We start from the raw sequence: 23668 nt of genomic DNA on the forward strand, positions 1-23668 counted from the left end.
AAAAAATTCAAAAATTTCAAGGAGGTGTCACGATGAAGCGCACTTACCAACCAAAGAAACGTCACCGTTCACGTGTACACGGCTTCCGCAAGCGCATGAGCACTAGCAATGGCCGTCAAGTATTAGCACGTCGTCGTCAAAAGGGACGTAAAGTATTGTCTGCATAGGCCGCTGACTGTCAGTGGTCTTTTTATTTTATCTGCGAGGAGACTGGGACCCCAATCCCTCGCGGCCTGTTCATATATGAGAATTTTGGAGATGCACCATGCGAAAATCTTACCGCATTAAGAAAGAAGCGGAATTTCAGCAGGTCTTTGAAACCAGAAATTCAGTCGCTAACCGGCAATTTGTGGTGTATTCAATGGAGAAGCCGGATCAACCGCATTTTCGGGTTGGGATTTCGGTCGGGAAGAAGATTGGAAACGCCGTTCATCGTAATTGGGTGAAACGGCGGATTCGGCAGAGTTTACTCGAGCTGAAGCCACACCTCAAGCAGGATGTGGATTTCCTAGTTATCGCGCGTCCGCGTGCCGATGGCATCTCGATGCCCGATGCGAAGAGCAGCCTGATCCATGTCCTGAAGCTGGCAAAACTGCTGGATTCCAACTATAGTGAGGAATAAACGTGAAAAACGTGAAAAAGTACAAACGTACCCTACTGATGCTTGGCATTGTGGGTTTGACTTTAATCCTTTCCGCTTGTAGCAATAAGCCAATCACGAACCAAAGTACCGGGATCTGGGACGGGTTAATCGTCCTGAACTTCTCGCGTGCAATCATCTGGTTGGCGCATTTCTTCGGTGGAAATTATGGTGTTGGTATTATCATCTTTACCATTATCATCCGGATTATTTTACTACCTCTGATGGTTTTCCAAACGCGCAGCATGCGGAAGACCCAGGAGATTCAACCCCAATTAAAGGCTTTACAGAAGAAATACTCGTCACGAGATCGAGCAACGATGCAGAAGATGCAGACGGAACAGCAAAAGCTGTATTCGGAAGCCGGCATTAATCCCTTAATGGGATGTCTACCAGCGGTGGTACAACTCCCCATCATTTGGGCCTTGTACCAAGCTATTTGGCGGACAGCCGTTCTGCGGTCCGGAACCTTCTTGTGGTTACAATTGGGCCACAAGGACCCGTACTTCATTCTGCCACTGTTGGCGGCATTTGCCACGTTCCTGAGTTCGTGGTTAACCACCAAGTCGGCACCGGAGACGAGTTCCATGAATACGATGATGATTATCGGGATGCCCGTGGTGGTCTTCTTTACCGCCTTAAACGTGGCCTCGTCACTGTCATTGTACTGGACCGTGTCCTATGTATTCCAAGTCGGTCAAACGCTGTTGTTACAAAACCCATGGAAGATTCAAGCCGAACGTGATGAAAAGGCCAAAGAAAAAGCCAATCACGAGCGTGCTATGAAGAAGGCCGTGCGTCGCGCTAAACAGAGTCGCCGCAAGTAAATCAAGCTAAATAAATGCATTTTAGGCCGTCCCGCAATGGTGGGGCGGTTTTTTCTATCTGGGCACCGTGTGACGGCTGATAAGTTGACGCGGAAAGTTCTATGGTATACTGAAAAATGACTGAAAGCATATTGGAGGAATGGACGACATGACAATCTTTACGGGGAAAACGGAAGAGGCGGCGATTCAGGCAGGATTGACCGCCCTGAATTGTCGGTTGGACCAAGTGACAACCCGAGTGGTCACGACGCCACGTAAGGGTTGGCTGGGAATCGGCCAGAGAGACGCAATGGTAGACGTGGCTTTAAAGCCCGTTGAACCTAGTGAAACGCCTAAAATGGCGCCTAAAAAACAGGCGGTTGTGCCAGTTCAGCCGCTGATGCCTGCAACTAAGCCGGTAGCGGTCGTGGCTGACACCCCTAAGGCGGCTGAGCCCGCTCAACCGACGCAACCGGAAACAACGCCAGAGGAACGACGAGAACGTCGCGAGGCGGCCATTGAGGACGTTCAGGACTATCTGGCAACGATTGTCGATCAACTGGGGATTGATGCCACGTTGGATGTGGCGTCGACCGCACGGCGGCAGGTTAAGTTAGCCTTTACCACGGAGAAAGAGGGGTTGCTGATCGGAAAACATGGTCGGACCATCAACGCGTTGCAGAGTTTGGCGCAGCTATTCTTGAACCATCATGGGGCCGCTCACGTCATGGTTGAATTGGATGTTGCCGGTTATCGTGAACGGCGAGCAGCCACGTTGAACCGGTTGGCCGAGAGCACGGCGCGTGAGGTTGTGGCGACCGGAAAGCCGATCTATTTGGACCCGATGCCGGCTTTTGAACGCAAGCAGATCCACGCAGTTTTAGCGAAGAATCGCTACGTCACCACCTACTCGGCAGGGAGAGAACCCCACCGGGCCGTGGTGATTGAACCGGACTAAGTTTCGTTTGACAAAAGCGTCTTTACCCCTTATAGTGAAGACAATCATTCTTATCAAGTTTACGATAAAGTAGTGAAAGTACTTTATCCACGCACAGTTAGGTGGCGTGGAGTGGGTGCTTTTTTTTATGGCGTAAAATGATACGCCCGGGGCGTTAGACCGCGTAAACAGGGGTAAGAACCAACTGACAGACTTAAAAGGAGGATGGCTCATGGCAGTCACAACCACAGAATTTGATACGATTGCAGCAATTTCGACCCCACCTGGTGAAGGTGGAATTGCCATCATTCGACTGAGCGGCGAAGAGGTCTTTGATGTCGCCGGCAAGCTCTTTAAGGGGGCCAACCTGCGCAAGGCCGCCAGCCATACCATTCATTATGGCCACATCGTCGATCCTGAGAACGGTGAAGAGGTCGATGAGGTTATGGCGACCGTGATGCGGGCCCCGAAGACCTACACCAAGGAAGATATTATTGAAATCAACTGTCACGGCGGGATCGTGGCGACCAACCGGATCCTTCAGTTGTGCCTGAGCTATGGCGCACGCCTGGCCGAGCCCGGTGAGTATACTAAGCGGGCCTTCTTAAACGGTCGAATTGATTTGACTCAAGCGGAATCCGTAATGGATCTGATCAGAGCCAAGACCGACAAGTCCATGAAGGTTGCCTTAAACCAATTGGATGGGGATCTCTCCCACCTGATTCGCCACCTGCGTCAGGATATTTTGGATGCTCTGGCCCAAGTGGAAGTGAACATTGACTATCCGGAATACGATGATGTTGAGGCCGTGACGACCAAGATGTTATTGGAAAAGTCTAAAGAAGTTCAGCAGCAAGTGAAGACCCTTTTGGCGACGGCCAAACAAGGGAAGGTTCTCCGGGAAGGCCTGGCTACCGCAATTGTGGGGCGGCCAAACGTTGGCAAGAGTAGCCTGTTGAACCACTTGTTGCACGAAGACAAGGCCATCGTGACCGATGTTGCCGGGACCACGCGTGACGTGATCGAGGAATACGTTAATGTTAAGGGTGTCCCGTTGAAACTGATTGATACCGCGGGGATTCGCGACACCACCGATAAGGTTGAGAAGATTGGGGTGGAACGGTCACGCAAGGCGATTAATACCGCTGATTTGGTGATGCTGGTGTTAAATGCTAGCGAACCACTGACCGCCGAGGATGAAGCGTTACTGAAGGCCACGGCCGACACGCAGCGGATTCTGATTTTAAACAAGACCGATTTGCCGCAGAAGCTCGACTTGGACGCCGTCAAACAGGCGGCCAATGGGAGTCCCATCATTGAGACCTCAATCTTGCAACGAGCCGGTTTAGATAAACTGGAAACGACGATCGCACACCTCTTCTTCGACGAAGGGATCGAGTCAAGCTCGCACTCGGTTATGGTCACCAATGCCCGACACATTGGGTTGTTACACCAGACGAGTGATGCCTTGGATGACGTCCAGAGTGGCATTGCCGCGGGGATGCCCGTGGACCTGGTCCAAATCGACATGACGCGGGCCTGGGATCTGCTGGGTGAAATTACCGGGGATAGCTACCAAGACGAGTTACTCGATCAATTATTTAGTCAATTCTGTTTAGGAAAATAACGCATAAACCGTTTGGCCGCGGGCAGTTCCGTGACCCGACATGGAGGGAAAGAAACCATGACTGAAGTAAAAGAATATCCCGGCCAGGACTACGACGTCATCGTCGTGGGTGCCGGTCATGCCGGTAGCGAAGCGGCCTTAGCCGCCGCCCGGATGGGAAACAAGACACTCCTCATGACGATCAACCTGGACATGGTGGCATTTATGCCATGTAATCCATCGGTTGGGGGTCCCGCAAAGGGGATCGTTGTTCGCGAAATCGACGCCTTGGGTGGCGAAATGGGCCGCAACATCGACAAGACCTACGTGCAGATGCGGATGTTAAACACGGGTAAGGGACCGGCTGTCCGGGCCCTTCGTGCCCAGGCCGATAAGCACGCCTACCACGCGGAAATGAAGCATACGATCGAACGCGAACCCAACCTGACGTTGCGTCAGGGAATCGTTGATGATCTCATCGTTGAAGATGGCGCCTGCAAAGGGGTTATCACGAACACTGGGGCCCGCTACGCCGCTAAGGCCGTGGTGATTGCTGCTGGGACCGCTGCTCGCGGGAAGATTATTATTGGGGAATTGATGTACTCATCTGGCCCTAATAATTCTCAACCAGCCAACAAGCTGACGGCCAACCTGCCAAAGTATGGGTTTGACCTCGAGCGGTTTAAGACCGGGACCCCACCACGAGTGGACGGGAACACCATCCACTATGATGAGACCGAGGAACAGCCTGGGGATGCAGAGCCGAACCACTTTAGCTTTACGACCCCCGATAGCGACTACCTGGCCTTGAAAAACCAGCTTTCTTGCTGGTTAACCTACACGAATGAAACGACCCACAAGATTATCCGGGAAAACCTTGACCGCGCGCCGATGTTTACCGGGGTCATCGAAGGGGTGGGCCCACGTTACTGCCCATCGATCGAAGACAAGATCGTTCGTTTTGCCGACAAGCCACGCCACCAACTCTTCTTGGAGCCAGAAGGCCGCAAGACTGATGAATGGTACGTTCAGGGACTTTCAACGTCGATGCCAGAAGAAGTGCAACAGAAGATTTTGCACTCCATCCAAGGTCTTGAAGATGCTCAAATGATGCGTCCGGGCTATGCCATCGAATACGATGTGGTTTCGCCTTACCAATTACGGCCAACGTTAGAAACCAAGCCACTGAAGAACCTCTTCACGGCAGGGCAAACCAACGGAACGTCAGGATACGAAGAAGCAGCGGGTCAAGGTCTGCTGGCGGGAATCAACGCCGGTTTACGGGCCTTAGGCAAGCCTGGTTTTACGTTGAAGCGTTCGGATGCCTACATTGGGGTTATGGTAGACGATTTGGTTACCAAGGGAACCAAGGAACCTTACCGGTTGTTGACCAGCCGGGCCGAATACCGGTTGATCTTACGGCACGATAACGCGGATCTGCGGCTGACCGCCAAGGGCCACGAGTTGGGCCTGATCAGCGATGACCGTTATGAAGCCTTCTTGGCTAAGAAGGCGGCAATTCGTGCTGAACTAGATCGGTTAAATAGTATCCGGATCAAGCCTAACGAGGCCATCAATGCCTTCGTTGAATCTCACGGTGACAAGCCGTTGCAAGACGGTGTGTTGGCGGCAGCATTCTTGCGTCGGCCATACGTGGACTACCAGACCTTGCTCGACTTCATTCCGGCGCCAGAACAACCCCTGGATCGTCACATTGTCGAAGAGATTGAGATCTCGTTGAAGTATGCCGGCTATATCAAGAAGGCCGAGGCCAACGTGGCGAAATTGAAGCGGATGGAAGCCAAGGCAATTCCCGAAAACATCGATTACGATGCTATCGATGGCTTGGCAACGGAAGCGCACCAGAAACTCAAAAAGATTCAACCTGAGACGTTGGCCCAGGCCAGCCGAATCAGTGGGGTTAACCCTGCCGATATCGCTATCCTGAGTGTTTACGTTGAACAGGGCAAGATTGCGAAAGTGAAGTAGAAAAATTAAAGAGGTGTCCTCACGGTGTTGATCACCGGGGAACACCTCTTTTTAATTATTAATAATTAATTTTTAAAAGATAAATAATTACTAGGGACAGTTGGCCTACCAACATAGTGATGGTTGCGTAGTTATTCGATAGTTAATAATTAGAACACGTAATCTTTACATATTCTTTGCAGCAACAATACGTGGTCTTGTTAATCTTGAAGATGAGATGAGACAAGCGGAACGCCGAATACGGTCGCTGGAAATTGCCGGCCTCGGGATAAGGGAGTCTTGAACGTGCAAACGATTCTGTTAGGTCTGGGTATTGGGTTGGCCTTAGTGAGTCTGTGGTGGCATCGCCGACTGTTAAAACGCGTCCAATCGGCCAATGGATGGCGGTTGAGTCGCCATCAGATCATGTGCCATAGTTTTCTCTACCTCGGGTTGGCTTATGCTGCGATTGCGGTCAGCCAACCGGCTTGGACGAACCAGCGGGTGGTTTGGTTGTTGCTATTAGTGGATCTGTTATCAGGTGTCGTGGCTTTACGGATTCAGCGACGCCGTCAGCTTTCAGGGGACCAGCAACTGTGGTGGCGCCGACAGACCCAGTACCTGTTATTGAGCCAGTTATTGTTGGCAATTGTTTTGGCCGGAATTTTGGCAGAGTTAGCCGGATAATTAGAGGGGGAGCAAGCATGAAGCGTTATTCACCAACAGCGGCCCAACGGGCTTTGATGGAGATTTTAGCTGAGGTCCGCGATGGCCGAGAAACGGTGGTCGTGACGCCAACAGATGGGCATGAGGCGGATTCGATCGTTCTTATCACCAAGCAGGATTGGGATGTTTTACAAGCCGCCAAGGCGCAGGACCTCGAGGCGTACTTGGGCGAGGTAAAGTGGGGCTAATTGTTCCATAAAAGATGCTCGGCCGCCGTATAAGAGGCCACTTCGTAGGTTGGTAAGATACCAGCGGGATTGGCGTCGTGGTGCGGATTGTACCAGATGCTATCCAAGTGGCTGTTCAGGGCACCCTGAATATCTGAGGCAAGATGATCACCGATCATGATGGTATTGTCCGAGGTCATGTCTGGGTAGGTGGCAAAGATAGCCGCAAAGAAGGCCGGATCGGGTTTATCGACCCCGAGGTCTTGTGAGATGAAGAAGCGATCGAAGTAGCCAGCGATACCGGAGCCCTCGAGCCGATTGAGCTGGATGGTTTTGGTTCCGTTGGTCCCGGCGATTAAGGTGAACTGCCGGTTTTGAAGAGTATTCAGAAAGTCTCGGGCGCCCGGGAGAACGTAGAAATTATGGTCGAGCATAGCGTGATAACGACGCTCAAGTGCCACACCATCGACCTGAATTCCAAGGGCACCGAAGGCCTTGGCAAAGCGGGTATTCAGTAAGGGCTCCCGCGGGGCCCCCTGTTCGATCTGTTGCCAGACGGTTGTATTGATGGCTTGATAGATCTGTAGCCCGTGAGCGATATCGGTGACACCCTGTTCAGTGAGTAAGGTGGTGACCCCTTCGATTTCGCCGCGTGTGAAGTCGAGGAGCGTATCGTCAAGATCAAGAATGATGTATTTTCTCATGGATAGGAGAACCCCTTCGTGGTTTTTATAAAGTTTACCACGAATGCGCGATTACCACCGCGATTACGGCTGAAGGGTGAAAAATCTTGGGGAGGTGTGGGTATGAGCCGCAAGCAAGCCTATTTGTTGAATGCGGGGCTGTTTTTCCTAGCGGGGCTAATCCTCTTTCTTCGACCGAATCGTGATCTGGTTCTGGGGAGCATCTCGTTGGTCTTGGGGGGTGTGATGGTGCTTCTGGCCCTGATGAGCGATCAAACGAAACCTTGATCCGCTAGATTTGGGATTAAAAAAAGCCCGGTTGTCCAACTGACAACCGGGCTAAGACCATTAGTGGTAATCGGCCGAGCCTAAAACGAAGGCCCGGAAGAAAGATGCGAGTAGAAAAACGACTTGAAGGACCAAATCAATCCGATTCAACGGATGCGTGTCGCTAGTATCCTCGAACACGTTGAAGTGCATCATCGTCGTGATCAGGGAACTAAAGCATAAGAAGGCAACGATTATTCGGTCACTGACGGTAAACATCAGTAGCAACAGAACGACTGTGATAATTGGCACGAAAATCTTTGCAACGTTCAAAGGGTAACGTGTGGTAGTCATTAGGTTCACCTCGTTTGAATTAAATGAGAATATGAGAATTTAATTATATCTTGGCTTTATGATACCAGAAAATGCCCGCCAGTGGGGGTCTAAATTACTCGAATTGTAAAACGACCGATCGGACTAAAAAAGGTGACGCTCATCAAGCGGAAATTGATGGGCATCACCAGTGATGGCTAACGTTTATTTTTGGACATAGCGACCGCAAATCCAGCCGATCACGGCGCCAATTAATGCAGGGAAAACCCAGCCGAAGCCTTGGCTGGCTAAGGGGAGGTAGCCATTAAGTGTCAATAATGGTCGACACCAAGCGCTAGTTTGGATGGCCGTTGGTAGCGCTGTGAGTCCGGCGAAGATAGCTGGAATAAGGGTGAAGAGCATCGCAGTGCCGAAGAGCCAACGAGATGTCCCAATCAGTGGGGATAAGACCGCTAACAGGATTAGGACGATGGCCAAGGGATATAGGAAGAGCAGGATCGGTGTCGAAGCGGCAATCAGCTTGGTGAGTCCCACATTGGCAAAAAGACAAGGGAGTACACTGGCGATGCCAATGAGTACGGCATAGGGGATGCGGGGGAAGAGCGCGTGGCCCGCATCACCGAAGGCCGAAATGAGGCCAATGGCGGTCTTCAAACATGCGATAATCACAATCAATGCCAGTAGACCGGTTCCCCAAGTACCAAAATAGTAGTTGGCAATCTGAGCCAGGGTGATTCCCCCGTTGGCGGCCAGTGGAAAGTGTCCCAGGCTCATGGTACCCATGAGGGCTAGTAAGGTGTAGATGACGCCCATGAGGGCAATGCTGATGGTTCCAGCTTTGATCACGTCCTTGGCAATTTGACCGGGTTCGGTGACGCCTAGGTCGCGAATGCTATCGATCACCACGATACCAAACGCTAGTGATGCTAAGGCGTCCATGGTGTTGTAGCCTTCCATGAACCCACTTAGAATGGGAGCATGAACGTAACGCCCGCGGACCGGAATGCCCGCCAGACCGCCCATGGGTTTCAGGAAGGCTGCGAGCATCAGTGCACCTAGGAGAACAAGAAATAACGGTGTGAGCCATTTGCCCACGTAGGTCATCAGTTTGCCGGGTCGGCGGGCTAGCCACCAAGCAAGGGCAAAGAAGGCGACTGAGAAGAGGCCTAAGGCGAGTGGCTGATGGTGCGGGGCGATAAAGGGCACGAGGCCGATTTGAAACGATGTCGTGGCCAGCCGAGGGAGGGCGAAGAATGGTCCCACGGTCAGGTAGAGCAGGATCGTAAACAGGTAGGCAAACGGGCGATTGACCTTCGTTGCGAGATCAAAGACGCCTTCGCTGTGAGTGAGTCCGATCCCAGTGACTCCCAGCAGGGGAATTCCAATTCCGGCGAGTAGCAGGCCCACGGCTGCCCAGCCGACGTGGGAACCGGCCTGTTGTCCCAAGAAGATTGGAAAAATCAGGTTGCCGGCACCGAAGAACAGTCCGAAGAGCATCATGCCAATGAAGAGCAACTCTCGTCGGTTCAATTGTGTTTTCAAGATGGCATCGCAACTTTCTTAAAGTTAAATTTCAGATTTTAGCACCCGGTAAGCATACCAAAAAAGAGTTCCGGACAAAAGCCCGAAACTCGAGATCGTTTGATTATTTATCGGCAACAGTGAAACGAGTTTGATGATGTTGTGGTTGCTCGATTTCATCGAGAATGGTCACAGCCATGGTCCCGGTCGAAGTCCCGGATTCTTGCTTCGCATTGAAGAGTAAGTTATCCGTACCCAGTAAGGCTGGCACGGCATCTCCAGGGTGGAAGTTAGCTGCGGGTAAAATCCCTACCCAGTTAACGTTATCGACATCGCGCAAGAAGTTAAGTTCCTTCAATTGACTTTGAGGGATACGGATGAAGCTTGTAGCGTTCGGATCCTTGGCGATATCATCAACGAACAGATGGTGGTCATCCCCGGTTTTGAGGCTACCGGCGCCTAGGATGAAGACTAGGCGAGGACTGGTCGTTTCACGGAGCTGTGCAACCAGCTGTGCCGCTAAATCGACGTGTTGGAAGGCAAGACTAGGTGCAGTGGCAAAGGCATCGATCACGACGTCTGTTGCTTGAAGATCCGCGGGGGTTAAGGTAAAGGCGTCCTGAACGCGGGTGGTTAAAGCGGGGTTGTCAATTGGTAACTTAGCTAATTTTTCCTCGGAACGTGCCAAGGCTGTGACCTGGTGGCCGCGCCGCAAAGCTTCAGTGACCAAGGCACTACCAGCCATTCCGGTGGCGCCAATAATGGTGATTTTCATAGATAGTTTCCTCCCTTATTCATTGCAATGCGATCAGTATAGCGGTTTTTAAGTGGACTGCCAATTAATATGGTTCGCAATGGTGGTCTATGGTAGAGTTAGAGCAAAGAAATGGGAGGCCTGTCGGATGAAAGATGTGGTACAAGGACAATTGGTTCATTTAACGGAAATGCGTGATGGGGATGCGGAGTGGCTGCAAGATACGCAATGGGAGCCGGGATTACTGCGAAATCTGTCTGCGGATGCCTTTCACCCATGGACGGCCGCAGAGTACGCTGAGTTGGCGGCTGAACCCGACCGCGATGATAAGTTCTTTTTCATGGTACGGGCGAACGCCGACGATGGCTTGTTGGGCTGGGTCATCCTTGACGATGTTCAATTCAAAAATCGGCGAGCCGACCTGGGGATTGCCTTGCCAGTCGCCAGCGATCGTGGTCAAGGCTTTGGAACCGATACGTTGGATACCATTCTGTCATTTGCGTTTAACGAGTTGGGTCTCCATAAGGTAACATTAAACGTCAACGCCAATAATTTACCAGCGATTCACGCCTATGCTGCGGTGGGCTTTGTCCGCGAAGGCATCAATCGAGAGGCTGTTTTTCAAGATGGTCAGTGGCTGGATCTCTACCAGTACGGCATCCTGGCTGATGAGTGGTGGCAACGACAACAATAAGAGAACCCTTGCAGACTTCAATCTGCGAGGGCTTTTAATTGAGTTTTCATACATAGCAGATGATTAATCGTGTGCCGATAGGCTAATTGACTAAACGGTCCTTCCACTAAATAGGGATTAGCGTATAATAATAAACGTAGCAAAAACTTAATAAATTAGTAGGGTATTGGGTAGCAACTGTTTGACTATTTGCCTTTTTATAGCACATATAATCTAACGTTGATTAGTCTGTTTGGTCGAGCTAGTGTGGAAGGATCACGGGTTGTGAGCTATGGCCATTTCTAGGTCCTAATACCCCACTCTGAGGAGTGAACTCTATTGAAGACTTGTCCGAACTGTCATCAACCGGTGGCGCCCGAGAGTACTTTCTGTGAGAATTGCGGTTTTGATTTGCGGACGACCCCGGTTACGCCGCCCACCGAGACGCGTCGAGGAAGACGGCACCGTAAAAATGGTCAGTCCGCCACACCGAGGAAAAAGAACCCTAAATGGCTCAGTCGTGGGATCTGGTGTATTTTAGCTGTTGCTGCAATTGTGGTCATTGTACTGGCTGGATCTTTCTATAATAAACAAGCTGGTAAGGAGAAGCAGATTGCGACGATTACGGATTATATTACGGATAATCAGAGCAACGATTTCGCCAAAAAGATGGTTAGTGACAATCCAAACTTAAAAATTGATGGCGACACGGTGCAGCCCTTCTTTAATTACGCGCGGAAGCATCCCAAGTATGTGAAGGCTATGAAGGCGGATCTGCAAAAGTCAGGCGAGACTCGGGATCACACCTTTAAGTTGGAAAAAGCTGGCCATAACTTCTTGGTTTTTCCAGTTTATAAGTTACAAGTGACGACCATGCATCCAGTCTTGACGAGTAATGTGGCCAATGCAACGTTGTTAGCCAATGGGAAGGCGCTGGTAACCACTAAGAATGATCACTATTCTTATAAAGCGGGTCCGTTGTTCCCTGGCCAATATACGTTTAAATTGTCAGGCGGCCGTGTTCACAAAAGTGCAACAACCGATTTAGTGGCGGGTAATACGGTCAATAAACATATTGACTTGATTGTTCAAGCGACGAAGGATGGTCATGACGTGGTAAATGAGAATGAAGATGAGTCAACGGTAACTGACGCGACTGGCGGTAAGGTTGAGGATAATACGACTAGTGATAACGACTCGGCTTCTAGTGACAGTTACGCTGACTTATCGCTCGAAGCCCAAGCCGCACTGGATGAACTGAGTGAAAATGGTGATCTGGATACGGACGACTACACTTACAAAGAATCGACACCACAGGCGCATGTGACTGAGATCAAGCTGTACGACGCCGATTCCGGCGACCATGACAGCACTTATCGTTATGATGATGTCCATGATATTTTGGCCGAATATGACACCTCTAAGGGGAAATTTGAAGAAGTCGACTTCGATGATTAAGGGAAGGAAGGTTTTCTAATGAAGCAAACGTATTATCGTATCTGTTCCAAATGTGGGAACCCCAATGCGGTGGATGCTAACTTCTGTTTAAAGTGCGGCACGACGCTATCTTCGGCCGACGAATACACACTGATTCCCCATGCAGCTGATCAGACATTTCCGCTGGTTGATTTGGCGTTGACACCGGATGAGGTGGCGCAAACTAAGAATTTCAAGATTACAGCAGATCGTGATATCCCGGCTGGCTACCGGTCGGCAGGGTTAATCTTCGCGGAAAGTGCGGTTACGCCGCGAGCCGGTACCAAGGCAGCTTGGGAAGACCTCATGAAACACGTTTACTGCTTGTTACTGGCCAAAGGATATGCGGGTGTGACGCGGGTTTCCATTCAGCCGGAACCGATGCAACCCAGTCAACTTTGTCTGTATGGCGAAGCTTTAATTGTTGATACTCAACATTAGTATTGGAGGATTTCATGATGCATTTGACTAACTATGCCGCACCAGCTAATAACCAACCTGGCGGTGCCACGACAAATTTCTGTCCTAACTGTGGGCAACCAGTCTCGGCCACTGATATGTTTTGCGAAAACTGTGGGTACAATCTCCAGCTGGATCAGAGTGACCCAGGACAATCACGACCGGATCAACGGGGTGTCCAGCCACAGCAACCTCAGTCTCAACAGGTAGCGCCGCAACAACGACCCGGTCGTGCACCGCGACAGCCGTGGTCTAAGAATAAAAAGCGAATTTGGTGGAGTGCGGGTGTTGCGGCCGCTGCGCTGATCGGCTTCTTCGTTTGGGGTAGCCAGCATTATTCACGCGCTGCAACCTTGAACCGGACAATTGATGATATCAAGAGTGGCAAACATCTGACGGCGGACTTCAGTAGTGCCAGTTCAGATCTGACATTAAGCAAGGCAAAATTATTACCGATTAACCGGTACTATAGCGACCATGCGCGAGCCTTAAGCAAATTGAAGGCAGATTTAACGACGAGTGGCCGTAGCACGGATGGCAACTTTGTTTACGAAAAGAAGGGCCATCACCTGCTATTCTTCCCGAATTATCAGATTAGTGTGAGCCCCGTTTATCCAACCGTTACCACGAATCATACGGGTAATGTTATAACGTTAGATAATAAAAAGATCGCGACGGCCACGAGCGATGAGTTTACGAAGAAGCTGCCCGCAATGGTTCCAGGAGAATATCACTTGCAAGCCAAAGGGAAGATTGGTGGTCATAATCTGACGAACAGTAGTGACTATCACATTACGGGGAGCCAAACTTACGATTTGCAGTTGACAACGATCTCGGTGGAATTAGATACGGTTCCAGACTCTTCGATTTACCTGAATGGCAGGAAGATTGGGACGGCGGACAGCTCGGGGACTTATCAGATTAAAAACGAACCGTGGACGTCGGATATGAGTGTCTATGCGGCCTACACATCTAGTGCCGGGAAAGCTACAACCTCAACCGTCAAGTTACATAAGAACGATGATCAAAGCTCGGTCGATTTAGATTTTAAGGACATGATGAGTGAAGATGATGCGGATGATTTCATTTCCAACTTATTTGAAGCGGCTGGAAACCTTGCTCGAAATGGTGATATGAGCGACGCTACTGATGATGATGGTGATGCCATGTCGGACTTCTTTGTGAATGGGGAAAGCAATGCTCATTACACAGACTTGAAAAAGATGGCCAAGGGCTATTACGATAATGATGATCTCGATACGATTGACATGGATACGAGTGTGTCATCTGTCAAACCAGGGCCGAATGGGACCAGCGAAGTGGTCTTTACGGTTGAGTATACCTTTGGATTGACCGACTATGATTACGATCATGTTCAGGATTTCCAATATACCGCAACGATTCAGCCAGCTGGCAATGATAATACGTCACAAAATTATGAACTGGTGAAGTACGGTCATGCGGTTAAGACTGATGACCGCCATGAAGACGAGTAAAGAGAGATACAGTAACGATGACCGATATTAGCTGGTTAATGCTGGTGGGTGGCCAATTGTTAGCTATCTGTAGTCACGCGATAATCGGTTCATTTAACTTAAAAATCGGTTGGCATTAAGCCAGCCGATTTTTTAAGACCAGTTGTTTCACATGAAACATTATTCGGTCCACGGGGAGTCGGTGGTGACGTGACTGTTGAGCTCACGTTGTTCCTGCCGCCGGACGGCCCGTTGATCGTGACGATGGTTGTAACCAGAACAGATGTAGCGTTGTTCGGCGGTTACCGGCGTTATTTCAGGTAAAGGCGTGGTGACGCGCTTGTCGTCAATGACGTAGGTAATAAAGCAGGTGAAGCCAACGAAGCGCTCGCCAGTGGTCAGGTTCTCCCCGACGATTTTGACGAACACCTCAAGGGACCGGGTTCCGGTTCCGGTGACATAGGCCGTCAGAATCATAGAGTCATCGAGATGGAAAGGCCGGAGAAAGCTGACGTGGTCAAATGTGGCCGTCACAACGGTCTTGTGTGTTAGGCGAACAGCGGCCACTGAAGCACTATCGTCAACCAGTGACAGAATTTTGCCACCAAAGACGGACTGGTGCTCGTTTAAATCGGGTTGAAAGACCCGGTGGGTGGTCATAATGAGCGTTGCGTTACAGGATACGGGTTTCCTTGAATCAGCCATAGAATCGGTCACCTCATCTGAATTTAAGTTATGCCTCCAGTGTAACAGACCGCCACGTTACAGGATTATTAATTTTTCGCAATATCTAGACGAACTTGTAGGGGTGGCGGAGCCGATTTGCTATACTTAGCATAATTAAGGATGGAGGGGTGATCGTTTGAATTATCGTGGTGAACCAATGGACCTACTGCCTACTTTTGACGTGGCCCAGACTTATCCGTTACTGGAATGTACGTTGAGTCTGGTGCAGCCAGTTGATGTGGATCGGTTGCAGGCTGCTGTTGTGGCAACTCAGACGGTCGTTCCCCAAGTCCTGGGACGGTATAATTTACGAAAAAATCGGTTTGAAGTGGATGGCTTGGCTAGTGACCAAGTGATTGAAGAATTTACGGCGAGTCATGATCCGGGGCGCGGTCGGCTGGACGTGTTGCATGGCCCCCAATTGAAGATTCAGGTTATCCATCACGGGGACTACGATCAGCTACGGCTGATCATGAGTCGTTTGTTGACGGATGGGGAGGGCTTTAAACACTACCTGTACCTGCTGGCGGCTGCTTATGATGGCGCGGACTTATCAGAATATGTGAATGAACGCAGTAGCCGTCGAATTCTGACGCATTTGCGACGGCCGGATCGTGGCCGCCTTGCCGATCTGGCCTTGGCCAGTCAGAAGGCGATTCCGGAACTCGCGGGGGATGTTCACCATCACCGTGGTGAAGCGCTGATTCCGCGAACCACCAGTAAACGCCTGCGACAACGAGCTCGGCAACAAGGTGTCACGATGAATGCGGTGCTGTTATCGGCGTATGCCTTGGCTCTGTTTGCCCTTACGGGAGAACGTAAGCTCGTCATCCCCTACCAGGTGGACCTTCGCCTTCAGGGGCCAGTGGCGGCCGCTAACGTGGTTCAGGTAGCTAATCTGACTGGTGAGATGCCGATTCCATTAACTGTGAGTGACGGGGATACCTTGGCAACGGTGGCGCAACGAACCCAGCAGACGATTAGTGACCTGCGCCAGTCGCGGGCTTATCTGTCGCCACTGATGGAAGTTAAACGGTTGAGCCGCGCGTTCTCACCGGAAATGATCCGGCGGCTGGCTGCGAAACGTCGTCAGCCGGGGGCGGTCTCGTTTGCCAACTTTGGGCACGTGGATCAGACCCGACTCAACTTTGGCGAGATTGCGGTCACACAGATTTACTTTGCCGGCGCCTACAAAACGATGCCGCATTTCCAGTTAACCGTGAGCGCCTACCATGACGCCTGGACACTAGCCTTTCGAATGTTAGGTTCTGAGCCGGATTATCAACTGGGAATTAAAATTTTAAAGAATATGGTGACTCAGCTGACCCAGTGGGGCCAGGAAAAATAAAAAATTCAGGCTAACCGTTAAGCGAAGCGGTTAGCCTGATTTTGGTTATTTAAGCGTGGTAACTAGTTTGGGATTACTGGTAATGTATCCGCCAGCAACGCGGTAACGTAACGTGCCGCTAACCTTGGTACTCGAGCCGTGGGAGTAGTCCCAACCGAGAATCTTGAACACGTGAGGAGCCTTGCGCGAGTAGTGGTGGTTACGCGTAGTTAGATTGGCATTGGTGTAGCGATTGATGGTTGCCTTGTTTTTGACCTTTGTTGGCAGCTTAACTTTACTAGTCGTGACCAGCCGGCGGTTCGCGGTGATGTAGTGACCATTTGCCAAACGGAAGCGGGTGACGTGCCCCGTTGTGACGACCTGTTTAACTGTTAAGACGGTCCCTTGGGTATAGTGAATCTGCTTCTTAGCAAGCTGGGCGTTGTTGTAACCATTGATCCCTTTGATAGAGATCACGGTAATGTGATCCGGCGCTTTTTGAATAAATTTAGGACTAACAAACGCTGGTTTGGCGGTGATATAGCCGATTTTTCCGTAGGTACTGGACCCGCGGTTGGTGTCTCGGACCTGATACCGGGGATTGCCATTGACGGAAGTTGCGGTTCCAATAATGGTAAAGGTCGGGCGCTTCATCTGTGGTTTCTTCGCGAACCAATGTAACCGGGAAGCGGCCGTGAAATTACGGGTTCGATACAGGCCAATCTTGTGTGTGGCGATCACATAATAGGGTGCCAGATCAACGCCCTGGTCCGGCTCAGTCTCTGGTGCCGATGGGCCTGGTGAGACGGGCGCGATGGTTGGGGTAACAGGTTGCCAGACGTAAGTGATATTGGTTGTGATGCCAGTCCCGCTTCCGGTATAACGACTCAGGAGGTCATCGTTAGAAATATCTTTTTCTCCTTGGGGATCATAGTTGAGATAGCCTTGGGTCGGGTCGTTGTTAATAAAGTCGACCTTGCCGGAACCTACGGCTTGCCAGGTGCCGGTGAAGTCGGCTTGAGGGAGAAAATCGGGAATTAGTTTAGGTGAAACCATGACAGAAGCTGCAAAGTGAGTTTGTGGGCTCAATGTGAGGTTACGTAATTTACTGTTACCGCTAAACATTGAGGCGGTTGTCATTTGCGTAGGTTTTTGAATAGAGGGCGTTACAAGATTAGCTAGATTGGCCGTTTCTAGGGCTGTATCTCCCTGAAAGAGACCTGTACAAGTCGTGATGTTTTGGGTGTTCATTTGGGAGAGATCAACGTACTTTAGTGAGGTGTCTCCGGAAAACATTTGCGTGATGCTATGATCCACCGTGACGTTAAATTCCGGGGCCGTAAAGGTGACTAGACTGGGATTGTTGGCAAACATATACTGAAGTCCGGTATTATCGTTTACAGTAGAGAGGTCAAGATTGTCTAAGCCACTATAAGTCTTGACGTTGGGGAGTCCGGCAAAGAGATAGCTAGCGTAGTTGCCATCGCTAGTTCCTTTAAATCCTAAATGAATGGGACCAGCCAACTTGATCTTGGTAATGGCATCAATCATATCAGTGAAGTCAGTGCCAACCAGATTTGTTTCTGGATGACCGTCTTCGTCAACTGGCAATGACGTTCCACCAGTCATGGTCGAGTTTTTTAGATTTTTAATAAGCTGTCCACTCGTCTCATTGGCGACAGAACTGTTGTCATAGTCGCCTAGAAACCCGCTATTTAGCGTCAGCGTCCCATCCGTTAGGGTCCAGGAAACGGGTGTGCCACTGGCGTTGATACGAGACATACGTCCGGCATAGTCGGGGTCCGTGGCGGCCTTTGCTCGTGGAGGTATGACCACCAAAAGCAAACTGAAGATGCCAAGAATAAGAGTAAGACTTAAGAGAAATGACCGAAGCTTCATTTGTATTTTCATAAATAGCCCCTCAATCTTAATCGTTGTCGGTTAATAATGGCTAAAAAAGCGCTTACACAACTAACCTTAGCATGCCAATTAATCCAGATGCCAGAGATTGTTATGTGGATCACAAATAGAGACTATGGCAGTAGTCAGCTGAAATTTGAGACTGAATTATATTCAAATTTGACTATAATGCCAAATAAAAAACGACCACCAAGCGGTGATCGTTCAGGGAGCCATTTCATAGAATCATTAAACTTCCGGGGTATGTTTTTCCTGGTAGGTGACCAGACCCAAGGCTCCTTCGGAACAAACGAAGAGCATGATAGCCATGGCCGCATAGGATTGACCGGTCAGGCCGACCAATGGGGATGCAAGACCCCCACAGGCGTTCTGTGCCAGGCCAATCACAGCCGAAGCCCCACCGGCATTGCTGGTGGCGCGGTCCATGATGAGGGTTACCGTGAGGGTCAGGAGTGCCCCGATGAGGACGACTAAAATCAGGATGAAGATGCTGACGACCCAGACGTTGGCTGGGAACAGCAACGTTCCTACCAGCAGGGCACTGAATGCTGAGGCCAGTGATAGGAAGAGCGTTACCTGTTGGCGGTTGGTGAAGCGTTTGGCCAGCTGTCCTGGCAGGTTACTGCCGACGACGATCCCCAGGCCGTTAAAGGCATACAGCAGGCTAAACATCTGTGGTGCCATGCCGAAGCCGGTTTGAAAGACGAACGTCGAAGCCGAGATGTAACTGAAGAGGGCCCCGTAGACCAGTCCGGTCGCGAGAATCAACGGCCAGAAGGCGGGTTTGACCACGAGTTGGGCCATCGACGTCAGTGAGGCGTGGAAGCCACCAGTTTGACGCTGGTCAACTGGCAGAGATTCCTTGAGTCCTAGGGCGACAGCCAACGCAATAACCCATCCAATTCCGGCCAGTAACATGAAGATGGCTTGCCAGTCAACGTAGTGAATCATAAAGCCCCCGATAATTGGGGCGATGATGGGGAACACCCCATTCACCGTATTGAGCAGGGCATAGAAGCGGGTCAGCCGTTTCCCCGAGAAGAGGTCGCGGGCCACGGCTCTAGCCATGACCTGGCCGGTTGCCCCGGCTAATCCTTGAATGAAGCGGAGAATAATAAGTAACGTAATCGACTGAATAAAGGCCATAGCCAGCGAGACCAGGCCGAAGATAATAAAGCCCGCAATGAGTGGCCGACGTCGCCCATATTGGTCCGATAAGGGGCCAGCAATCAGTTGGCCTAGTGCTAGGCCAATCAGGCAAGCCGTGATGCTGAGTTGCATGAGCGAGGCACTGGTGGCGAATTGGGTACGCATCTGGGGCAGGGCCGGCAGATAGAGGTCGATCGCCAATGGACCAGTTGCACTGACCGTCCCCAAAAGGAGGGTCAGCCAGAGCTGTCGGCGTCGAGTAAGAGTAGGATTCAAATAAGTCAGCCCTTTCATATAGTCGTGGTTAGTATGTAAGTTGACACGTATGCTTCATTATTGACGGAATTTCGGGAATTTGCAAGGCGGTTCTTACGGTCAGTTGGCAATTCCTTATCAAATGGATTAAATTCGCGGAAAGCAGGGGTATTTTTTCTGGGTAAATGGTAAGATTAGAAGCGACCGCTAAACCGGGAGATGGGACAAAGCCCCGGGGTGGTGTATGATAATAACAAATATAATTTAGTTGAAAATAAGGAGTGCCAGTATGAAAGTCTTTAAGGAAGTTGCCAGTTGGCTCATCCCCATCATCATTGGGTTAGCCATTGCTGGAGCACTGAAAGCATTTGTGTTTACCCGTGTCAGAGTGGATGGGCCTTCGATGGAGCCTAACTTAAACAACAACGAGAAGGTCTTTGCTTTGAAGCAATCCAAGGTGAAGCACCTGAGTGTCATCGTTTTCGATGCTCATGGTGAAGACCCATCGGCCAAGGTCAAGACCAACTATGTTAAGCGGGTGATTGGCTTACCCGGTGACAAGGTTGCCAGCAAGAACGGGTACATTTACGTCAATAACAAGAAGATTAAGCAGTCCTTTATTAGCGATAGCGAACGGACTGCCGGCACTGGAAATTGGACGCTGGCTAGCCTGCAGAAGACCTATCACTGGGGCAGTGGGACCACGGTGGTACCTAAGGGCAAGTACTTTGTCTTAGGGGATCACCGGAGTGTTTCCAACGATTCTCGTTACTGGGGATTTGTGAACAAGGATAAGGTTTTAGGTGTGGTCAAGGTGCCTGTCTGGGCTTCCAGCAAGACGAAGCGGGCTAATGTGAATTCACTAGCTTACTAAATGTAAAACGTTGACGTTCGGAAAATTCCGAGCGCCTTTTTTGTTTTACCACTTTACGTCAAGCCAATGGTGGGGCTAAACTAATCGCGTATAAGCTTTGAAATTTGGAGATGTGTCGTCATTAAAAATTCAATGCAACAACGTTGGTTGGCGCTGATTCTGGGACTAGTGGTCAATGCTTTTGGCAACGGCCTCTCGGTAGCCTCAAATATGGGGACTAGTCCTTGGACGGCGTCTGAGGTTAACTTGAGTCACTGGCTCGGTGGCAGCGTCGGTCTATGGATCGCCATTATTAGTAGTTTAGCGGCGGTTGTCAATCAATTTCTGATTCGTCGTTGGGACCCCCGTCGGTTGTTTGGCGAGATTGGGTTCATTCTTTTCTTTAGTTCGTTCGTGGATCTCTTCGTTGGGCTCTTCGATCGGCTGGGCATCATGCGATTGAATGCGGGGGTTCGCCTGCTACTGGCTCTCACTGGGATCTGTATCTTCTGTACGGCTATTTCGCTTTATCAACGGGCCAACTTGGTGATGCATCCCAACGATGACACCACCAATATTCTTCGATTTCTGTATTGCCATGGGAATGTGGTGAAGGCGCAGCTGTTGAGCTTTACGCCACCCGTAGCGATTATTCTGGTGAGTTGGCTGAATACCCATCAATTGTACGCCGTGAACTGGGGAACGCTGTTTACGTTAATTTTCAACGGCGTTTTGATTGGCCTGGCTGATCGCCTCGTTTGGCCACGGCTTCATCATAATTTTCAGACGAAATCGACGGGGATGACGCCTCATTCAGCAGCTTGACTTTTAAGGACATTTAGAATATGCTTGCGCACGTAATTGGAGAGAGGGAGGTGGTGGCGATGGCTACCACGGAAAATGATTCGGATATTATTAAGTGGCTGTCGATTGCCAATCGCTATACGAGAATTGCATTAGACCGGTGTTTACAGCCATATCGCCTGAATGCCAGTCTGTATTATTATATTTTGAGATTGTACGAGCAACCCCGCCTGACGCAGGACAAGCTGATCAGCATGACTTACCTGAATCCCAGTAACGTGACGCGGGCAATCAACCAACTGGTAAGCTTGGGCTATGTCCGTAAGCGGCAGTCTAAGGCTGACAAACGGATTTATGAGTTGTCGTTGACTAAAAAGGGGGAGCGAATTTACCCCGAAATTTTACGCTTGCGTCAGACGGTGGCGGATGATCTAATGGCGCAGTTCCCCGGGGACCAGCATGACGATCTGGTCGCGGCTGTTCGGCAATTGGCCTTACAAGCCGTGGATAATGAAACGGTCACGGATCAAGATTAAGTTGTGGTATGGAGACTGGGACAACTGTCCGGGTCTCTTTTCTTTTGCGTTTCCCGCTGATCGTAGCGTGTGAAAAAGGCGGGTAACTCCCCGTTGCGTCTGATACCGGAAAGCGGTAGAATGAGTTCATGTTTTATTATGAGATTTTAATGAGATTTCTCATGAAGCAGGAGAGAGGAGTTATTTTATGCCAGAAACGCAAACGAATTATCCTTTAACGGCGACCGAGATTGCGGCCTTACACGCTGATTTACAGGCCCAACCCGCCCACGATGTCATTGGGCGCGCCGTCATTAAAAATGGGGTTTTAGCGGCCGCCGAGGATCCGCAGGCAGTCACTCGGTTAAACCGGACCTTTTCCGTTGAACTTGATACCGGGAAAGTCGCCAACCAGAAACACTCTGGTCGTTGCTGGCTCTTCTCTGTGTTGAACACGATTCGGCACCAATTCGCGGCACAGTACAACGTGAAAGACTTCGAGTTATCTCAGAGTTATCTCTTTTTCTGGGACAAAGTGGAACGGGCCAACATGTTCTACGCCAATATTTTGAAGACGGCTGACCGCCCCCTCGACGATCGTGAGGTGGCTTACTACCTCAGCCGTCCAGACGATGACGGTGGTCAATGGGCCATGGGTGCGGCACTGGTTCAAAAATACGGGGTGGTGCCAACCAGTGTCATGCCGGAATCCTTCAGTGCCAACAATACGGCGGCTTTCGCGGCAGCCTTAAACTTGAAGCTCCGCAAAGACGCCTTACACCTGCGCCAGTTAGTCGCTGATGATGCCAGCGAAGCCGACATCGCGGCCGCACGGCAGGCAGCTTTGAAAGAAGTGTACCGGATGGCGGCCTATGCCTTCGGTGAACCACCGACCACCTTTGATTTAGAGTATAAAGATGACAAGCAGGGCTACCACCGGGTTCCGGGTCTCACGCCTAAGGACTTCTTCGACCAGTACTTCGACGTCGATTTAGATGACTACGTGGTGCTGTCCAACTCACCTGACAAGCCATTTGATCATTTCTACAGCCTGCCTAGCCAGGACAACGTGGTTGGCGGCAAAAACATTACCTTCCTTAACGAGCCAATGGATGTTCTGAAGCGGGCCGCTAGTGCCCAACTCCAAGCCGGAGAAGCTGTGTGGTTTGGGAATGATGTCCTGCAACAGATGAGTCGGGAACGGGGCTTTCTGGATAGCCAGCTCTACCGGACGGCGGAACTCTTCGGAGTGGACCTGAGTCTGAGCAAGGCCGATCGCCTCGCAACCCATGAGGCCGAGGTGACGCACGCGATGACGCTGACCGGGGTTGACCTAGTCAACGATGAAGCAACCCGCTGGAAAGTTGAAAACAGCTGGGGCGAGAAGAATGGCGACAAAGGGTACTTTGTCATGACCGACGAGTGGATGGATGATTTCGTCTACGAGGTAGTCGTGCACAAACGCTTCCTGACCGCTGACCAACAAGCCCTGTTGGCGACAACGCCAGAGGTTCTGCCTGCCTGGGATTCCTTACAATAATAAATGAAGCGATGGCTGCCCAAGTGGTGGTTATCGCTTTTTCTGTGCGGTGTGTCATGTGCTACACTAAAAGGAAAAGAGTAAGAAG

At 50.6% G+C, this 23668-nt stretch carries 25 protein-coding genes; 18 read left to right on the forward strand and 7 right to left on the reverse strand.

From position 1 onward, the window contains the following. Positions 1 to 32: 32 nt before the first annotated feature. From rpmH to EKM70_RS06975, 8 genes are all read left to right on the forward strand, one after another. Positions 33 to 167: a 50S ribosomal protein L34 gene (gene rpmH / locus EKM70_RS06940; RefSeq protein ID WP_011668979.1), complete on the forward strand. Its 135-nt coding sequence runs from the start codon at positions 33 to 35 to the stop codon at positions 165 to 167. Positions 168 to 265: 98 nt separating this feature from the next. Then, complete coding sequence (gene rnpA, locus EKM70_RS06945) at positions 266 to 622, forward strand: ribonuclease P protein component (protein WP_057878224.1); 357 nt, start codon at positions 266 to 268, stop codon at positions 620 to 622. An 11-nt stretch (positions 623 to 633) separates the two neighbouring features. After that, entirely contained in the window at positions 634 to 1467 is an 834-nt protein-coding gene (gene yidC, locus EKM70_RS06950) for a membrane protein insertase YidC (RefSeq protein WP_404819863.1), read from the forward strand. A 148-nt stretch (positions 1468 to 1615) separates the two neighbouring features. After that, complete coding sequence (gene jag / locus EKM70_RS06955) at positions 1616 to 2404, forward strand: RNA-binding cell elongation regulator Jag/EloR (RefSeq protein WP_125546470.1); 789 nt, start codon at positions 1616 to 1618, stop codon at positions 2402 to 2404. Positions 2405 to 2615: 211 nt separating this feature from the next. Then, positions 2616 to 4010, forward strand: a complete 1395-nt coding sequence (gene mnmE / locus EKM70_RS06960) for a tRNA uridine-5-carboxymethylaminomethyl(34) synthesis GTPase MnmE (RefSeq protein ID WP_125546472.1) — start codon at positions 2616 to 2618, stop codon at positions 4008 to 4010. Positions 4011 to 4067: 57 nt separating this feature from the next. Next, the gene (gene mnmG, locus EKM70_RS06965) at positions 4068 to 5978 is read left to right on the forward strand and encodes a tRNA uridine-5-carboxymethylaminomethyl(34) synthesis enzyme MnmG (protein ID WP_125546475.1); all 1911 of its coding nucleotides are present in this window, start codon (positions 4068 to 4070) and stop codon (positions 5976 to 5978) included. Positions 5979 to 6263: 285 nt separating this feature from the next. After that, positions 6264 to 6644, forward strand: coding sequence for a hypothetical protein (locus EKM70_RS06970; RefSeq protein WP_125546476.1), 381 nt, complete (start codon positions 6264 to 6266; stop codon positions 6642 to 6644). 17 nt (positions 6645 to 6661) lie between these two features. Continuing rightward, a complete protein-coding gene (locus EKM70_RS06975) occupies positions 6662 to 6871 on the forward strand; it encodes a hypothetical protein (protein WP_125546478.1) in 210 nt (69 codons plus the stop codon). Here the strand turns inward: EKM70_RS06975 and EKM70_RS06980 are convergent. Further along, positions 6868 to 7554: a YjjG family noncanonical pyrimidine nucleotidase gene (locus EKM70_RS06980; RefSeq protein WP_125546480.1), complete on the reverse strand. Its 687-nt coding sequence runs from the start codon at positions 7552 to 7554 to the stop codon at positions 6868 to 6870. The genes EKM70_RS06975 and EKM70_RS06980 overlap by 4 nt on opposite strands. Positions 7555 to 7656: 102 nt before the next feature. Here EKM70_RS06980 and EKM70_RS11375 point away from each other — a divergent pair, with 102 nt between their 5' ends. Then, the gene (locus tag EKM70_RS11375) at positions 7657 to 7821 is read left to right on the forward strand and encodes a hypothetical protein (RefSeq protein WP_164506345.1); all 165 of its coding nucleotides are present in this window, start codon (positions 7657 to 7659) and stop codon (positions 7819 to 7821) included. A 60-nt stretch (positions 7822 to 7881) separates the two neighbouring features. On the opposite strand, the gene EKM70_RS06985 is transcribed toward EKM70_RS11375, so the two are convergent. The 3 genes from EKM70_RS06985 to EKM70_RS06995 form a co-directional block, all read right to left on the reverse strand. Further along, the gene (locus EKM70_RS06985; RefSeq protein ID WP_125546481.1) at positions 7882 to 8154 is read right to left on the reverse strand and encodes a hypothetical protein; all 273 of its coding nucleotides are present in this window, start codon (positions 8152 to 8154) and stop codon (positions 7882 to 7884) included. 183 nt (positions 8155 to 8337) lie between these two features. Then, positions 8338 to 9675 carry a branched-chain amino acid transport system II carrier protein gene (brnQ, locus tag EKM70_RS06990; RefSeq protein WP_164506346.1) on the reverse strand — a complete coding sequence of 446 codons (1338 nt, stop codon included), beginning with the start codon at positions 9673 to 9675 and terminating at the stop codon, positions 8338 to 8340. Positions 9676 to 9778: 103 nt separating this feature from the next. Next, positions 9779 to 10429, reverse strand: a complete 651-nt coding sequence (locus EKM70_RS06995; protein ID WP_125546485.1) for an NAD(P)-dependent oxidoreductase — start codon at positions 10427 to 10429, stop codon at positions 9779 to 9781. Between the two features lie 127 nt (positions 10430 to 10556). Here EKM70_RS06995 and EKM70_RS07000 point away from each other — a divergent pair, with 127 nt between their 5' ends. The 4 genes from EKM70_RS07000 to EKM70_RS07015 all read left to right on the forward strand — a co-directional run bounded on the left by EKM70_RS07000 (position 10557) and on the right by EKM70_RS07015 (position 14512). Next, a complete protein-coding gene (locus tag EKM70_RS07000; RefSeq protein WP_125546486.1) occupies positions 10557 to 11102 on the forward strand; it encodes a GNAT family N-acetyltransferase in 546 nt (181 codons plus the stop codon). A 318-nt stretch (positions 11103 to 11420) separates the two neighbouring features. Beyond that, a complete protein-coding gene (locus EKM70_RS07005) occupies positions 11421 to 12539 on the forward strand; it encodes a TcaA second domain-containing protein (RefSeq protein ID WP_125546488.1) in 1119 nt (372 codons plus the stop codon). An 18-nt stretch (positions 12540 to 12557) separates the two neighbouring features. Next, on the forward strand, positions 12558 to 12998 hold the full coding sequence (locus EKM70_RS07010) for a zinc ribbon domain-containing protein (protein ID WP_125546490.1): 441 nt from the start codon (positions 12558 to 12560) through the stop codon (positions 12996 to 12998). Positions 12999 to 13015: 17 nt separating this feature from the next. Then, positions 13016 to 14512 (forward strand): zinc ribbon domain-containing protein, encoded by a 1497-nt coding sequence (locus EKM70_RS07015; protein WP_125546492.1) that lies wholly within the window; start codon positions 13016 to 13018, stop codon positions 14510 to 14512. 159 nt (positions 14513 to 14671) lie between these two features. Here EKM70_RS07015 and EKM70_RS07020 read toward each other — a convergent pair whose 3' ends face one another. Beyond that, complete coding sequence (locus EKM70_RS07020) at positions 14672 to 15196, reverse strand: acyl-CoA thioesterase (protein ID WP_125546494.1); 525 nt, start codon at positions 15194 to 15196, stop codon at positions 14672 to 14674. Between the two features lie 157 nt (positions 15197 to 15353). On the opposite strand from EKM70_RS07020, the gene EKM70_RS07025 reads away from it, so the two are divergent. After that, positions 15354 to 16565, forward strand: a complete 1212-nt coding sequence (locus EKM70_RS07025; protein ID WP_125546496.1) for a phthiocerol/phthiodiolone dimycocerosyl transferase family protein — start codon at positions 15354 to 15356, stop codon at positions 16563 to 16565. Between the two features lie 45 nt (positions 16566 to 16610). On the opposite strand, the gene EKM70_RS07030 is transcribed toward EKM70_RS07025, so the two are convergent. Together EKM70_RS07030 and EKM70_RS07035 are read right to left on the reverse strand one after the other, a co-directional pair. Next, positions 16611 to 18326, reverse strand: a complete 1716-nt coding sequence (locus EKM70_RS07030) for a DUF5776 domain-containing protein (RefSeq protein WP_164506347.1) — start codon at positions 18324 to 18326, stop codon at positions 16611 to 16613. Between the two features lie 366 nt (positions 18327 to 18692). Next, the gene (locus tag EKM70_RS07035; protein WP_225416396.1) at positions 18693 to 19889 is read right to left on the reverse strand and encodes a multidrug effflux MFS transporter; all 1197 of its coding nucleotides are present in this window, start codon (positions 19887 to 19889) and stop codon (positions 18693 to 18695) included. Between the two features lie 268 nt (positions 19890 to 20157). On the opposite strand from EKM70_RS07035, the gene lepB reads away from it, so the two are divergent. The 4 genes from lepB to EKM70_RS07055 all read left to right on the forward strand — a co-directional run bounded on the left by lepB (position 20158) and on the right by EKM70_RS07055 (position 23580). Then, the gene (lepB, locus tag EKM70_RS07040) at positions 20158 to 20742 is read left to right on the forward strand and encodes a signal peptidase I (protein WP_125546501.1); all 585 of its coding nucleotides are present in this window, start codon (positions 20158 to 20160) and stop codon (positions 20740 to 20742) included. Positions 20743 to 20874: 132 nt separating this feature from the next. Then, positions 20875 to 21546, forward strand: a complete 672-nt coding sequence (locus EKM70_RS07045; protein WP_125546502.1) for a YczE/YyaS/YitT family protein — start codon at positions 20875 to 20877, stop codon at positions 21544 to 21546. A 59-nt stretch (positions 21547 to 21605) separates the two neighbouring features. Then, a complete protein-coding gene (locus EKM70_RS07050; RefSeq protein ID WP_125546504.1) occupies positions 21606 to 22061 on the forward strand; it encodes a MarR family winged helix-turn-helix transcriptional regulator in 456 nt (151 codons plus the stop codon). Between the two features lie 187 nt (positions 22062 to 22248). Continuing rightward, positions 22249 to 23580, forward strand: a complete 1332-nt coding sequence (locus EKM70_RS07055) for a C1 family peptidase (protein ID WP_125546506.1) — start codon at positions 22249 to 22251, stop codon at positions 23578 to 23580. Positions 23581 to 23668: the final 88 nt, after the last annotated feature.

The organism is Levilactobacillus lindianensis (assembly GCF_003946095.1).
Classification (GTDB): Bacteria; Bacillota; Bacilli; order Lactobacillales; family Lactobacillaceae; genus Levilactobacillus; species Levilactobacillus lindianensis.